General features: G+C 58.8%; 12 protein-coding genes. 4 read left to right on the top strand and 8 right to left on the bottom strand.

Annotated features, from left to right (window positions below):
* Nucleotides 1-182: 182 nt before the first annotated feature.
* Nucleotides 183-869, bottom strand: a complete 687-nt coding sequence (gene inhA / locus AB1J88_RS11205) for an isonitrile hydratase (RefSeq protein WP_430291085.1) — start codon at nucleotides 867-869, stop codon at nucleotides 183-185.
* Between the two features lie 89 nt (nucleotides 870-958).
* Here inhA and AB1J88_RS11200 point away from each other — a divergent pair, with 89 nt between their 5' ends.
* Nucleotides 959-1,930: a GlxA family transcriptional regulator gene (locus tag AB1J88_RS11200; RefSeq protein ID WP_430291084.1), complete on the top strand. Its 972-nt coding sequence runs from the start codon at nucleotides 959-961 to the stop codon at nucleotides 1,928-1,930.
* A 55-nt stretch (nucleotides 1,931-1,985) separates the two neighbouring features.
* Nucleotides 1,986-3,080 carry a hypothetical protein gene (locus AB1J88_RS11195; protein ID WP_430291083.1) on the top strand — a complete coding sequence of 365 codons (1,095 nt, stop codon included), beginning with the start codon at nucleotides 1,986-1,988 and terminating at the stop codon, nucleotides 3,078-3,080.
* Between the two features lie 9 nt (nucleotides 3,081-3,089).
* Here AB1J88_RS11195 and AB1J88_RS11190 read toward each other — a convergent pair whose 3' ends face one another.
* The 6 genes from AB1J88_RS11190 to AB1J88_RS11165 all read right to left on the bottom strand — a co-directional run bounded on the left by AB1J88_RS11190 (nucleotide 3,090) and on the right by AB1J88_RS11165 (nucleotide 10,265).
* Nucleotides 3,090-3,992 (bottom strand): alpha/beta fold hydrolase, encoded by a 903-nt coding sequence (locus tag AB1J88_RS11190; protein ID WP_222015412.1) that lies wholly within the window; start codon nucleotides 3,990-3,992, stop codon nucleotides 3,090-3,092.
* A 44-nt stretch (nucleotides 3,993-4,036) separates the two neighbouring features.
* The gene (locus tag AB1J88_RS11185; protein WP_430291082.1) at nucleotides 4,037-5,134 is read right to left on the bottom strand and encodes a hypothetical protein; all 1,098 of its coding nucleotides are present in this window, start codon (nucleotides 5,132-5,134) and stop codon (nucleotides 4,037-4,039) included.
* A 95-nt stretch (nucleotides 5,135-5,229) separates the two neighbouring features.
* Nucleotides 5,230-5,619, bottom strand: coding sequence for a hypothetical protein (locus AB1J88_RS11180; RefSeq protein ID WP_430291081.1), 390 nt, complete (start codon nucleotides 5,617-5,619; stop codon nucleotides 5,230-5,232).
* A gap of 391 nt (nucleotides 5,620-6,010) precedes the next feature.
* On the bottom strand, nucleotides 6,011-7,837 hold the full coding sequence (locus tag AB1J88_RS11175; protein WP_430291080.1) for a glycoside hydrolase family 15 protein: 1,827 nt from the start codon (nucleotides 7,835-7,837) through the stop codon (nucleotides 6,011-6,013).
* Nucleotides 7,830-8,630 (bottom strand): SDR family oxidoreductase, encoded by an 801-nt coding sequence (locus AB1J88_RS11170; protein WP_430291079.1) that lies wholly within the window; start codon nucleotides 8,628-8,630, stop codon nucleotides 7,830-7,832. The genes AB1J88_RS11175 and AB1J88_RS11170 overlap by 8 nt, the downstream gene beginning before the upstream one ends.
* Before the next feature lie 87 nt (nucleotides 8,631-8,717).
* Nucleotides 8,718-10,265: a family 2 encapsulin nanocompartment cargo protein terpene cyclase gene (locus tag AB1J88_RS11165; RefSeq protein ID WP_430291078.1), complete on the bottom strand. Its 1,548-nt coding sequence runs from the start codon at nucleotides 10,263-10,265 to the stop codon at nucleotides 8,718-8,720.
* Between the two features lie 334 nt (nucleotides 10,266-10,599).
* Between AB1J88_RS11165 and AB1J88_RS11160 the strand changes: the two genes are divergently transcribed.
* On the top strand, nucleotides 10,600-11,772 hold the full coding sequence (locus tag AB1J88_RS11160) for an MFS transporter (protein WP_086794924.1): 1,173 nt from the start codon (nucleotides 10,600-10,602) through the stop codon (nucleotides 11,770-11,772).
* Nucleotides 11,773-11,949: 177 nt separating this feature from the next.
* Here AB1J88_RS11160 and AB1J88_RS11155 read toward each other — a convergent pair whose 3' ends face one another.
* A complete protein-coding gene (locus tag AB1J88_RS11155; protein WP_430291077.1) occupies nucleotides 11,950-13,083 on the bottom strand; it encodes a cupin-like domain-containing protein in 1,134 nt (377 codons plus the stop codon).
* Nucleotides 13,084-13,215: 132 nt separating this feature from the next.
* Between AB1J88_RS11155 and AB1J88_RS11150 the strand changes: the two genes are divergently transcribed.
* Nucleotides 13,216-13,950 (top strand): thioesterase II family protein, encoded by a 735-nt coding sequence (locus AB1J88_RS11150; RefSeq protein WP_142579799.1) that lies wholly within the window; start codon nucleotides 13,216-13,218, stop codon nucleotides 13,948-13,950.
* The last annotated feature ends 159 nt before the right edge of the window (nucleotides 13,951-14,109 follow it).

Below are 14,109 nucleotides of genomic sequence, written 5' to 3'. Positions count from 1 at the left end.
TGGAAGGGCTTTCTACACGGGTGAGGGCGTGGGGACAAGTAAAGGTGTGGCGGGAAACGGTGACACGCCGCAATCCGACCTGTAGGAGCTGCCGCAGGCTGCGATCTTTTGATCTTGAAAAGCCAAAGTCAAAAGATCGCAGCCTGCGGCAGCTCCTACAGGGTTTTGTGTGTGGCTGAGGATCAGCGCAGGTTGAGTTTCGCGGCGGCGCGTTCGGTGATCTCCGAGCGCAATTTCAGCGACGGCGTAGCCCGCAGGCGAGCCTCATCGACGATCGCGCTCGGTGCCGTATCAGGACTGCCCGAATTGAACGGCGGCGCCGGCGCATATTCCAGTTGCAACTGAATCAACTGCGCCGCCTCGGCCCCCACCAGTTCGGCGGCCAGCACCAGCGCAAAGTCGATGCCTGCGGTAATGCCGCCACCGGTAAACAGATTGCCGTCGCGCACCACCCGGTCCTGCACCGCAATCGCGCCGAGTTTCGGCAGCAGTTCGTGATAGGCCCAGTGGGTGGTCGCACGTTTGCCTTTCAGCAGTCCCGCCGCGCCCAGCACCAGCGAACCGGTGCACACCGACGTTACATACCTGGCCTGCGCCGCCTGACGCCTGATGAACTCCAACGTCTGCTCATCTTCCATCAGCGGCCCGACCCCGGCGCCGCCGGGTATGCAGATCACATCCAGATTCGGGCAGTCCTCGAAGGTGGTGGTCGGTTTCAACAGCAGGCCGGTGCTGGCGGTGATCGGCACCAGATCTTTCCAGATCAGATGCACCTGCACGTCCGGCAGCGAGGCCAGTACGTCATAGGGACCGGTCAGGTCGAGTTGCTGCACCTGCGGAAACAACAGAAAACCGATCTGCAACGTCATGGGGTTTTTCTCCATTTGAGGGGTGGACGGCTTCACTGTAGGCGCGTAGGTTCTGGCGCATACGCCAGTAAGCCCACGAATTACGCCAAATGCCCAAAGTCATCCACGTACTCGCGTTTGCCAACATGCAGATTCTCGATGTCACCGGCCCTCTGCAAGTATTCGCCTCGGCCAACGACATCGCCCGCCAACGCGGCTTGCCGGTGCCGTATGCGCCGTCGGTGATTGCTCGCGAGGGCGGAGCGGTGATGTCCTCGGCGGGGCTGGCGGTGCTCGCCGAACCGTTGCCGCAAGACGCCAGCGACACGCTGATTATCGCGGGTGGTTGGGGGATCTATCCGGCATCCGAAGATGAGTCGCTGGTGGATTGGGTACGCGAGCACGCAGCGAAATGTCGACGCGTCGCCTCGGTGTGTACGGGGGCATTTCTACTGGCGGCGAGCGGCTGGCTCGACGGGCGTCGCGTGGTCACCCACTGGACCCGTTGCGAACAACTGGCGCAGCAGCACCCGAAGTTGCAGGTCGAAGCCAACCCGATTTTCATCAACGATGGCCCGGTCTGGACCTCGGCCGGCGTTACCGCCGGCATCGATCTGGCGTTGGCGATGGTCGAGGAAGATCTGGGCCGCGACCTCGCCCTCGACGTCGCCCGGCATCTGGTGGTGTTCCTCAAACGCCCCGGCGGGCAATCGCAATTCAGCGTGACCCTGGCCCTGCAGAATCAGGGCAATCGCTTTGATGAGCTGCACGCCTGGATCGCCGAAAACCTCACCTGCGACCTCGGCGTCCCGACCCTGGCCGAACAGGCCGGCATGAGCGAACGCAGTTTCGTCCGCCACTACCGCGCCGACACCGGCCAGACCCCGGCCCGCGCCATCGAACTGATCCGCGTCGAAACCGCCCGGCGCCTGCTCAGCGACACCGGGCTGCCGGTGAAACGGGTGGCGGCCAACTGCGGGTTTGGCAGTGAGGAGACGTTGCGCCGCAGTTTCCTGCGGGCGATCGGGGTGACGCCGCAGGCGTATCGGGAGCGGTTTTCGGTCAGCGTTGCAATCGGATGAACGATGGTGGCATTTTGTTGGCGCGGCCATATCAATCGTTCACCCAGGAGCTTTTATGACTTTAGGGATCTCTTACGCGCTCAATCGGCGATTAGTGGTTATGGGCGACTTGCTGCTGTCGGGTGATGAGACTGAGCACGACGTCTCTATTCCTTCCGTGGGCAAAGTCACTGAAGTCTTTCCCAAGGGATCGGGGTATTCCATCGTCGGGCTGACCCAAAAGGTCATTGTCATCTGTGATGACATGGCCATCGCATGGGCAGGCCATGAAGTGGCGGCAAGATTGGTGATTCAAGAACTGCGAGCCATGGCGGGATCCGGGCTGACCCCGGCTGCCCTTCGAGCGTATCTGAAGCAACTGCCGGACGATCTGAATGGCTTGGATCTGCAACTGACGGGATATTTCGTCTATGAGAATGCGGCCTATCAAATCAACTTCGACGCCAGGACTTTCGACACTCCGAGCTGTACCGATCTGCACTTGATCGGCACAGGCGCGCCAGTGTTTGAAAGTCTGCTCGGACAATACCAGTGGGAGACCGGCACCGCCCTCGGTGTCGAAGCTGATCGTGCGACCTACCTGAGCACTACGATGGCATTTGCCGGCATGCTTCTGGAACTCGAATTGAAAAGCAAGGCGACTTCGCTGCACTGCTACTTCGGGGGAGGTTACGAAATAGTGTTCGGCGAGGATGGGGCTTTCCGAAAACTCGATGATGTGACGCATGTGTACTGGAACATTCACGTTAGCGGGAAAGAGGTTGGCATCAGCAAACCTTTCCATATTCAGAAGCAGTTTTATCGCAATGGTCACCTGATGATCATGCCTATTCGGTTTTCAGCTGCGGACGCCGAAGAACAAGGGGTCACCGCCACTGAGCTTCATGTGGTTGCAGAACCGGGAATCACAGTCAGTGCGAACGAACTCGGGATGGACGATTTACCATCCTTAAACTCTCGAAACACCTTGCACTATTTCATCCAAGGCGAGACGGAACAGGTATTTACCCGCTTTCAGTACCGCCCGAACCCGAAGGACAATGATCTGACCATTGTCGAAACCGAGACAGGACTGCAACTGAAAATCCGCAAGGAATTCTTCAAACACATAGCCGAGAAAGTCCGCAACGATCCGCGATGGCAGCCATAGGGTTGAGCGTCAGTCGGTTCGCAACAGATCTAGCAATGCCTTGATCGTTTCCTGCGGTGCTTCCTCGGGAATGTTGTGGCCCACGCCAGCGAGCAACCGCCGCTCATAGAATCCGCTGAAGTGTTCGGCGTCCTTATCCTCTTCCGGTGCGGGGCCAACCCCGTCATCGGCGCCGCACAGGGAAATGCTCGGCACGCTGATTGCCGGCTGCTTCGTCAGCGCATCTTCCATCCACTCGAGCGCGGGATCACCGGGCGCATACATGAAACGATGGCGATAGGAATGAATCACCACCTCGACGAAGTCCGGGTTATCGAACGTCGGCGCGCTCAGTGGGTATCGCTCGGCGTTGCGCGACCACGTAGGGGACCACAATTGCCACAGCAACTCACAGAACTCTCGCCGGTTTTGCCTCAGTCCCTCAACACCTCGCGGCGTGTGGAAATAGTACTGATACCAGAGCCGATGCTCCGTCTCGGGATCCAGCGGCGTGACTGAGTTGGCAATGTCCTGCAAGTTATAGCCATCGCCAGTGACCAACCCACGCACTCGCTCGGGGTACAACGCCGCAATAATGCACGCCGCGCGCCCACCCCAGTCGTACCCGCACAGCGTGGCTTGTCCGATACCCAGCCCATCCATCAGGTCGAGCAGATCCTGGGCGAGGGCAGCTTGTTGGCCTGAGCGCAACGTTTCGGCACTGTTGAACCGAGTCGGCCCGTAACCACGCAGGTACGGAACAATGACCCGATAGCCTTCGGCAGCCAGAGCTGGGGCGATTTCGTCGTAAGCACGGGGTGAGTAGGGGAAACCGTGGAGCAGAATGACTGAGGCTCCTGTATCCGGGCCGTGGTGTTCGTAGGCAATTTCGAGAGTAGCGGTTTTTGCTTGTTGTATTGGATAGCAGAGCATGGCAGTTCCAGAATGCGTTCGCATTCTGGAACACTAGACTATGACTAGTCTGATTTTGGATCACCCTTGCTTTTCATCTCTTCCTTTTTCTCGTTTCGGGCTGGCGAATCAACATCAAATGACTCGTACGAGATCAGTTTTATATCTTTTTTGTCAATTTGATACTTAATGTTTTTGATCATGATTAGAACGGTATCTTCTCCTTTCCAAAGTATCCACGATTTGGTCAGGGAGCAGGTTTTTGAAGTTAATGGTCTGACGTTTTTTTCATCATTTTTTTTGAAATAGTCACATAGCTCGTTCTTCAGAACTATTTCTTCGGCACGGAAACTCCCAAGGCCAAGTATATGCATCACTCCTTTGGGGATGGTGGCGAGACTTTGCGTAGCAATAAAAATCAAAAACAATAGCCCTAAGGCGCTCAATACGGTTTCAGTAATGCCTGTTTTCTTGAAAGATGCAAGGAATACATTGATAAAGAGGATTAGCATTAAGCTGAAGAAAACATACATGCGCGCAGTTGTTTCTTTCAATTCAGCGTCGACAATGCTTTCAACTCCGTGCAGAGCGATGTTAATGACCATCAATGCACAGAGACTCATAACAAGTGTGTTGAGTGCAAGTGCAATGGCGTTTTTTGGCAGTTCTTCCCCTTTCGCGAGCATGATCACGAACCACAGTAATCCACTGGCCAAAAAACCCATGAAACAATATTCGCGGTAGTCGCTGTATAGCATTGCACCAAGTGCCAAGTTTATGAGCAAAAATAATGCTATTCCCTGTCGGAGGAAGATATATTTGAAACGTTTTGGTTGTTCATCTGGCAGGTTCTTCTCCAGCAGATCTTTCCAAGCCAACGAAGGAAGTATAAAAAGCCCGGCAATTACCAATGAAAATCCAACGCCGATTATGAGTGCGGAAAACAGTAGAAGGATCGAGTCAGTTAGTGATATTCGTGGTGTGTAATTTATGTGAGAAAAGTATATGAAGAAAATCAATAGTCCGGTAAGGGTGCTTATTGCGTAATACGCCTTGCGTTTTTCTTCAGAGAATAGCGATTTCATGAATTCGCGCACGTGCTGTTTGACTGCGTCGAGTGAGTCCGCCGGTCTATCGTTATGATCCGGTGTCAATGCATTCATGGTCTAACTTCCTTGTATGGATTATTTGGGATTTATTTTGCTTTTCAATTCAATTTTTTGAGTGACCAAAAGATAAGGGAGCCGCCGTACTTCTTTCAGGTTTCAGCTTCCGCCACCTGATTGAAATACTTCGTCCGATCCGGGGTAAACGTCACCCGCATCTTCGTCCGCGAGCAGGTCATCGAGCGTTCTTCACTCAGATCAATATCCAGGTCTTCGCCACGCAATCCTTGCCACTGCGCCAGGTATTTCAGCGAGCCGTATTTTTCGTTTTTCTTCAGGCTGCGGCTGACGCCACCTTTCCAGCCGAGTACTGGCAGTTCACCGGCGAGGCATTGTTGCGCGAGGTCGGGGAAGCGGCTGGCGCGCTGGCGGCCGATTTCCCAGCATTTGATCAGGCCTTTGTCGGCGGCTTCCCACAGTTGGGTGCGGGTCAGGCCGGTGCGCAGGGGCGTGGCGATGGGACGGTGGACGTGCTGGGTCATTCTGGTTCCTTGAATTCGGGTTTTATTGGACAGCTCCGCTGTGCCCGTTGCGGTGGATGGTAGGGGGGGATGTAACAGCTGGCAACAGGGTATTTCAGGGTGTAAGTGCAGGTTGCGGGGGAGGGATTTGCTTGGGTTTTGTTTAGAAGAAGCAGGAACAAACTACCCAAACTGTGGCGAGGGGATTTATCCCCGATCGACTGCGCAGCAGTCGCAAAGCCATGCAATGCGGCACTGTTGAACAAATAAGCAGGCAAAGAGCGGGGCCGCTGCGCAGCCCATCGGGGATAAATCCCCTCACCCCAGGAGATCTGATTCTGTTTATTTCTGTGTAGGGGTTAGCCCAGCGAAGCGTGCTGATGCGGCATATTTCCTACAGATACTGGCGAAATTACGGCTGCCACTCACCCTTCTCCCCACTCAAACGCCGATCGAGAAAACTCGCCGCACTGATCAATGCCAGATGCGTCAGCGCCTGCGGGGTGTTGCCCAGGTGCCGGCCATGGCTGTCGAACTCTTCGGCGTATAACCCTAGCGGGTTCGCATAACGCAGCAATTGCTCGAATTCCAGATGGGCCTTTTCCACCTGACCGGCCCGGGCCAGGCATTCGACGTACCAGAACGAGCAGGCGGCAAATGCGCCTTCGGTGCCGGTCAAACCGTCGATGTTGGCGTCATCGTTGCGATAGCGATAAACCATGCCGTCGCGCACCAGCGTCTTTTCGATCGCTTCAAGGGTCGACAGCCAGCGCGGGTCCTTGGCGCTGACGAAGCGCACCAGCGGCATAAGCAGCATCGAACCGTCGAGCGCGGTGCCGCCCTTGTACTGGACGAAATGCCCGCGCTCCTCGTTCCAGAAGTTGTCCCAGATGTCGGCGTAGATCGCCTGGCGGGTCTGGTCCCACTGGGCGAACGGCGCCGGCAGCGAGCGTTTCGAAGCGAGCCGTATCGCCCGGTCCAGGGCCACCCAGCACATCAGTCGCGAGTGCAAGAAGTGATGCTGCTCACCGCGCATTTCCCAAATGCCTACATCCGTGGTCTGCCAGGTCTCACACACCTGATCAACCACTTCGCGCACGTGTTTCCAGCCTTGGTGGGAAATCGCGTCACCGTATTTATTGACCAGGTACACCGCGTCCATCAGTTCGCCAAAGATATCGAGCTGAATCTGATCGTACGCGCCATTGCCGATGCGCACCGGTTGCGCGTCGCCATGGCCGCAGAGATGCGAGAGTTCGGTTTCCGGCAGTTGCTGGCGACCGTCGATGGCATAGAGGATGTTGAGTTTGGTTGAATGCCCTTGGCAATCGCTGACCCGCCCGCGCAGCCAGCCCATGTAGGCGTTGGCCTCATCGACAAAGCCCAGACGCATGAACGCGTAGACGGTGAACGAGGCGTCGCGGATCCAGGTGTAGCGGTAGTCCCAGTTGCGCTCGCCGCCGGGGGTTTCCGGCAAGCCGAACGTGGCGGCGGCGAGAATCGCGCCGTGCTTGCGCGAGGTCAGCAGCTTCAGCGCCAGAGCCGAACGATTGACCATCTCCCGCCAGCGCCCACGGTAGTTGGACTGGCCGATCCAGTCACGCCAGAACTTCAGCGTGCGCTCCAGGCACATTTTCGCGCCGTCATCCTTGAAGCGCGGATCGTCGGCGCCACCGAGGACGAACTCGGCGTGTTGATTCTGTTGCAAACTGAAGGAAGCAACGGCCGATTCGCCTTCAATGCGCAACGCCTGATCCGCCACCAGCCGCAACGACGGCTGACCCTCGGCGCTGAAAATCACCGATTGTTGATCCATCTGCGCCCGGGTGTTGGCGCGCGCGTAGTCATGGCGCACCGCGCAGTGCATGTGAAAGGTCGCTTCACCGCTGACCACCCGCACCCGACGCATCAGCAGCGGCAGGTCATCGACACTGTCGCCGATCGGCAGCAGGTCGGTGATTTCCACCACCGCATACTCGCTGAGCCAGCGCGTCTGCAGCACGTTGGTGTCGGGCAGGTAGATCTGCTCGCGCCGGGCATCGGGCAAGTCCGGGGCGAGCTGGAAAATCCCTGCCTCGGGCGTGTCGAGCAGCGAACAGAAGATCGACGGGCTGTCGAATTCCGGCCAGCAGAAAAAATCCACGCTGCCCCTGTCGTTGACCAGCGCGGCACTGCGCAGGTCGCCGATGATGCCGTGGGCGTCAATCGGGCTTTGTCGTTCAGGATGATGCTCAGCCATTGCCGCGAAACTCCGGATAAAGACTCATGCCGCCGTCGATGAACAGGGTGGTGCCGACGATGTAGTCGGCGGCGTCGGAAGCGAGAAACACCACCGCGTTGGCGATGTCCTCGACGTCGCCGATGCGCCCGTACGGAATCAGCTCCAGCAGTTTTTCACCGGCAGCGCCTTCGGTGGCGTCCTGGTTGATCGCCGTGCGAATCGCTCCCGGCGCGATGCCGTTGATGCGAATGCGCTGCTGGCTGACTTCCTGGGCGAGGGTTTGCATCAACTGATCGACGCCGCCCTTGGACGCCGCATAGTTGACGTGCCCGGCCCACGGGATGCGCTGATGCACCGAACTCATGTGAATGATCTTGCCGGCGGCGCGGGACACGCCTTCACGCACGCCTTGGCGGTTGAAAATCCGCAGCGCGGCGCGGGCGCAGAGAAACTGGCCGGTGAGGTTGACGCCGATCACCGTGTTCCAGTCTTCCAGAGTCATGTCCACCGCCGCGGCATCCTTTTGCAGACCGGAATTAGCCACCAGAATGTCCAGCGCACCAAAGGCTTCGAGGGTCTCGGCGAACAGCCGTTCGACTTGGTCTTCCTTGGAGATATCGGCGCCGATGGTCAGTGCCTGACCGCCGTCGGCAATGATTTGCTGCGCCAGCGCTTCAGCAGGTTCGGCCTGACGGTGGTAATTGATGACGACGGCGGCGCCGGCAGCGGCCAGCGCTTTGGCGGCGGCATGGCCGATGCCGGAACTGGCGCCGGTGACCAGTGCTACTTGGCGGGCGAGGGAAATCTGCATGCTCGAAATGCCTGGGTTAAGGGCTCAGTCAGCTGACCCATGGCGAGCTGCGAGAGTTCATCCGCATGCATGAAAAGATCGACACGTTCAGACGTGATAGCGGCCACTGTGCCGGTGCCATTCAAGACTGCCGGAGACCCAGCTTTTTATGCCGGTCAGAAAACGCTGCAGCAGCGGCGATGCATCCGGCAGCACGGCTTGTTCCGCCGCTTCATACAGGTGCACGATTTCGTCATGAACGTGCGCGCACTTGATCATCGCTTGTCGGGGCGTGCAATTGTGTTCGCGAGCCAGTAACAGCGGCAGATTGAAATCGCCGATTGCGGCCTGATTTTCCTTGTGTGCGGAATACAGATCGTTGGCGACGATCGTGGCGCTGGCGGCCAGCGTGGTCACGCGCCGCACGGCAGGGGCGCTGTAGATGTGTGCTGGCAGTTCGTATCCGCCGATCACGTCGATCAATGACATGCAGGGTAAAAAACTGTTGGTCTGGCGTTGAGCGAGGTATTCCCAGATGGGTGGGGTCAATCCTTCCAGACGCCAGGCCGCTTCGGCAGTCATGGTGACAAACATGGCGATGATTTCGTGGCGTACCCTGGCCACTTGTACGGAAGATGCGAATGCCTGAACGCGGTCCATATAGGCGCGAAGCGCAACCAGTACCGGGTCACTGTTCAGTGCCTGATCAAGACCGCAATGAAAGCGAGAGGGCAGGTGCGCCGGCTCCAGTGCGGCCAGCGCCAGCGAAAGTCGGGGCCCTACCAGGCGCGGTTCGGAGCCGGTTCGCTCGTCATCACAGTAGTAATCATCCACGGCAAACAGGGCGGCGATGCACTGTGCCGAAAGCAGCAGGCGATCGGGATCGTGAGTGTCGGTATGGCAAAGCATGGCGAAGCGACCGAACCCCATGGCGCGGACCTTTTCGAGTTGTCCGGCAAATATGCCGACCTCCTTGATCCATGGCATGAGCCGATCCTCGACAGCCTCGGCCAGCGCCGTATCAACCCGAAACGGCGCCGGACAATACAACGGTGGGACGGCCCAGGGTGATCTTGCCTTCTTCCCAAAAGCATCAGGCATTGATCGTGCCGCTGACGCATCGCGGGCGGCCTCGAACCATTGCCTTACACCCCCTGTCCCGAACTGCTCGAACATCCGGCGAAACCAGATCGTGAACTGCTCGGGTGCCTGTTCGATCCGTTCGGTGATCTCCTCCAGCGACAGCCACTCCCAACTTTCGACTTCCTCGGGATTGGCTACCGGATCGAGCTGGCTGAGGCCGGCAAACACATGGTCAAATTCATGCTCGATCAGTTGATTGGACATTTGCTCGTAATAGAGCATCGAAGCGACTTTCTGCAGTTTGCACGTCGTGCCCATTTCCTCCTGCAGTCGACGCAGGGCAGCAGCGGCCGTGCGTTCGCCGGGGCGAGGATGCCCGCAGCACGTGTTGGTCCATAATCCGCCGGAATGATATTTGCCCAACGCGCGTTGCTGCATCAGCATCCGACCTTGTGAGTCAAAGAGCAGAATCGAAAATGCGCGATGGCGCAGTCCCTGGTGATGCACCTTCATCTTTGAGGCTACACCGGTCTGGCGATCCTTGGGCGATACCAGAATAAGCTGTTCTTCCATGGCAAGGCTCCTTGGCGCGTGCGCTATGGGATAGTGCTCAAGAGCAGTTGCCCGTTCATTCAGGAGCGGTACGCCATTGAGTCAAAGCCTCATGAGAACTGCAATCGCATGAAAAGGCACCTGTAAAACCTGACAGGTGTGCGCGATTTTCGACTATTGGTTATGTGATTCCAGACGTCGGCGGCAATGCCATTGGTCTTGGGAAGAGATCCTGGGAGAGTGCCTGGAATCGCAAGGTGTTGAGTTTCGCGCCTTCACATTCCACCAACAATTCCCCGCTTCCACGCTCATCAACCTTTATGGCAACTTGGCGGCCCCTGATGAGGCTGTACCCATGGCAAACCCCTACCGCGAATTATTCACCGCCCCCGGCGCCCGGGCTTTTGTTCTGGCCGGGATGATCGCGCGCATGCCGATTTCCATGACCGGCATCGGCGTGATCACCATGCTCTCGCAGCTCAAGGGCGGGTACGCGCTGGCCGGTGCGGTGGCGGCGACGTTTGCCCTGGCCACGGCGTTTTGTGCACCGCAGGTCTCGCGGCTGGTGGATCGTTACGGCCAGGGCAACGTGCTGCCGTTGTCGGCGTTGATCGGTGGCGGGGCGCTGTTGATGTTGCTGTTGTGCACGCGTTTGCAGGCGCCGACCTGGACGCTGTTCATCTTCGCCGCGCTGGCCGGGTGCATGCCGAGCATGTCAGCGATGGTGCGTGCGCGCTGGACCGAGATCTATCGTGGCCAGCCGCAATTGCAGACCGCCTATGCGCTGGAATCGGTGCTTGATGAAGTCTGTTTCATCGTCGGCCCGCCGCTGTCGGTGGGTTTGTGCGTGGTGGCGTTTCCCGAGGCCGGGCCGTTGGCCGCGCTGTTGGCGCTGGCGATCGGGGTGACGGCGTTTGTCGCCCAGCGCAGCACCGAGCCGGCGGTGCACCCGCAGGAATCACAACATCAGGGTTCGATCATTCGCTCGACCGACGTGCAATGGCTGCTGGCGTTGATGCTCGCCATGGGCGTCATCGTCGGTGTGGTCGATGTGGTCAGCGTCGCCTTCGCCCAGCAGCAGGGTCAGCCGGCGGCGGCGAGCATCGTGTTGTCGGTGTACGCCATCGGTTCGTGTCTGGCCGGTATCGCCTTCGGCGCGATGCGTTCGAAACTGCCGTTGCCGCGTCTGTTCCTGTATGGCGGCGTGGCGACGGCGGTGACCACGCTGCCGTTGTTGCTGGCGAGCAATATTGTCAGCTTGTCGCTGGCGGTGTTTGTCGCGGGATTGTTCTTCTCGCCGACGCTGATTGTGGCGATGGCGTTGATCGAGCGCATCGTGCCGCCGGCCAAGCTGACTGAAGGCCTGACCTGGCTGGTGACCGGATTGAGCATCGGCGTGGCGATTGGTGCCGCCGGCTCCGGCGCGCTGGTCGATGCCTTTGGCGCACGCAGCGGATTCTGGCTGGCGATTGCGGCGGGGGCGGTGGTATTGGCGTCGGCATTTCAGAGTTATCGGCACCTGAAATAACCCGGCATTGACGAGCGGTTGGGGTGAGGGGATTTATCCCCGATGGGCCGCGAAGCAGCCCCAAATCCAGCCAGCCCTTTCCTTCAGAAGTACCTTGCCGGGAGTTTGCGACCGCTGCGCAGTCGATCGGGGATAAATCCCCTCGCCACAGAGTTATCCACACCGACAGCGAATGGGTCACCAACCCCGGCCCGAATTCACCCAGAAATTCACCGACAGTGACGTCGACACCGACTCCACCTGATGGAACCAGCCCTCCGGCAAAAACAGCAGATCCCCGGCTTCCAGCGTCACGCGCAGGAACGTCACATCGCGTGCTGCAGGAAAGCGCTGGTAGTCCGGCGCGTCGGGGTTGAAGTCGCAGCCGTCCAGGCCACCCTTAGGCGCGGTCGACCAGGTACCCAGTGCTTCGCGGTGATGCGGGGCGGCGAGGGTGAACTGCTTCTGGCCCCAGACCTGCGCGAACAAATTATCGGTGTCGTCGCGGTGCAGCGGCGTCAGCGTGCCTTTGGGGCCGATCCAGATGCGTGGCGGGATGAACAGCGAGGCATCGAAGTAGGGCGGGTACTTGATCTGCTGCAGCAATTGCGCCGGCAGGATGTTGTTGCCCATGTAGGCCGGTGGTTCGCCGTCAGCCCTTTTGACTGCCGGTTGATCCAGCGAGGCAATGAACTCGGCCATCGACGTCGAGCGGAAATCACGTTCGGTGGAAAAGGTCTTCTTCACGTAATCTCCGTGGCGGGTGATGCCCTGCAGTTCGGCGAAATGCACCAGTGATTCCTCGCGACTGAGCTTGAACAGCGGCCAGTCCTGCAGGGCATTGCTGATCACCACCGGGATGCCGTTGGGCAAATACTTGCTTTTGAACTCGCTGACCGACAATTCATCGCGCGCATGGCGCTCGACGCGGGTCTGGACCGGCAGTCCGGCGGTGAGTCGTTCACTGAAGCGCGGCGGGGTCGGATAGCGCTTGTTCATGTCGACTTTTTGCGCCACGGCGCCACCGTGCATCGCGTGCTCGATGATCTGCGGCAGCAGCGTCGCCAGGCCCATGTTGCCGCCGATTTTCAGGCGACCGCTGGCGAACAGTTCTTCGACATTGACCCGGCCGCCCATGATCCCGAGAAAATCACCCTCGGCGACTTCAATGGTCACGTCGGGGCTGGGGTGGCGTCCGGGTGCGGTGCGACTGCTGGCCTTGACCTCCGACCAGTAGGCCTGCTGCGGGCCAAACACGAATTGGAAAACGCCTTCGATGCCGACGGCACCGGCGTTGGCGAACAACTTGCCCAGGATGCTCTGCAGGTCCACGGTGAATCCTCGTTATTGGTTTTGGCCTGAACAGTTAACGAGCGCCTGTTGATGCAATTTACCGGCGCGCGACTAATTTGCCGGGGGCGTAATCCGTTTATCTCTACAGACAAATTTTTTGAGGAAAGCCGGGTGAACAAGCTGACCCTGCTGTGCCTGCCGTACTCCGGCGCCAGCGCCATGGTCTATAGCCGCTGGCGGCCAAAACTGCCGCAATGGCTGCAACTGCAACCGGTGGAACTGCCGGGGCGCGGTGCACGTTTCGACGAGCCGCTGCACACGGATATGCGTGCGCTGGCGATGCAACTGGCCAAGGAATTGCGGCCGAATCTCAAAGCGCCGTATGCGGTGTTCGGCCATAGCCTGGGCGCGCTGCTGGCCTGCGAAATCGCTCACGCGCTGCGCGCATTGGGCTGTCCGGAACCGGTGGCGCTGTTTGCCTCGGGCACGGCGGCGCCGACGATGCGCGCCGATTACGATCGCGGTTTTGCCGAGCCGAAAACCGACGCCGAGCTGATCGATCAACTACGCACACTCAACGGCACCAGCGAAGAAGTGCTGGCCAATGCCGAACTGATGAGCCTGACGCTGCCGATCCTGCGCGCGGACTTTCTGCTTTGCGGCAAATTCGAGCCGTTGCAGCGGCCGTTGCTTAACTGCCCGGTGCACGTGCTGGGCGGCAAGGCGGATCGCGCGACCACCGAACAACTGATCGGCTGGAGCAAGGAAACCCGCGGCAGCTTTTCGGTGGACATGCTCGCCGGCGGGCACTTTTTCATTCATGAGCATGAGGCCAAAGTGCTCAAGGTGATCAAGGATCAGCTGGAGGGCCATCATCGTCGGCACAACCTGGCCATCACCGCCTGATCCGCTCCCTGTAGGGGCTGCGGCACGCTGCGATCTTTTGATCCTGATCTTTAAAATCAAAAGATCGCAGCGTGCCGCAGCTCCTACAGGATTGTGCGATACGACTGAAATTCCCCGCTCTACCTCCCGCCTGACAGTTGTTCTCATTCGCTAATTTTT

Origin of the sequence: Pseudomonas sp. S8 (assembly GCF_050473925.1) — a bacterium.
In the GTDB taxonomy this organism is placed as follows: domain Bacteria; phylum Pseudomonadota; class Gammaproteobacteria; order Pseudomonadales; family Pseudomonadaceae; genus Aquipseudomonas; species Aquipseudomonas parakoreensis.
This window is presented reverse-complemented; position numbering and strand designations above follow the sequence as displayed.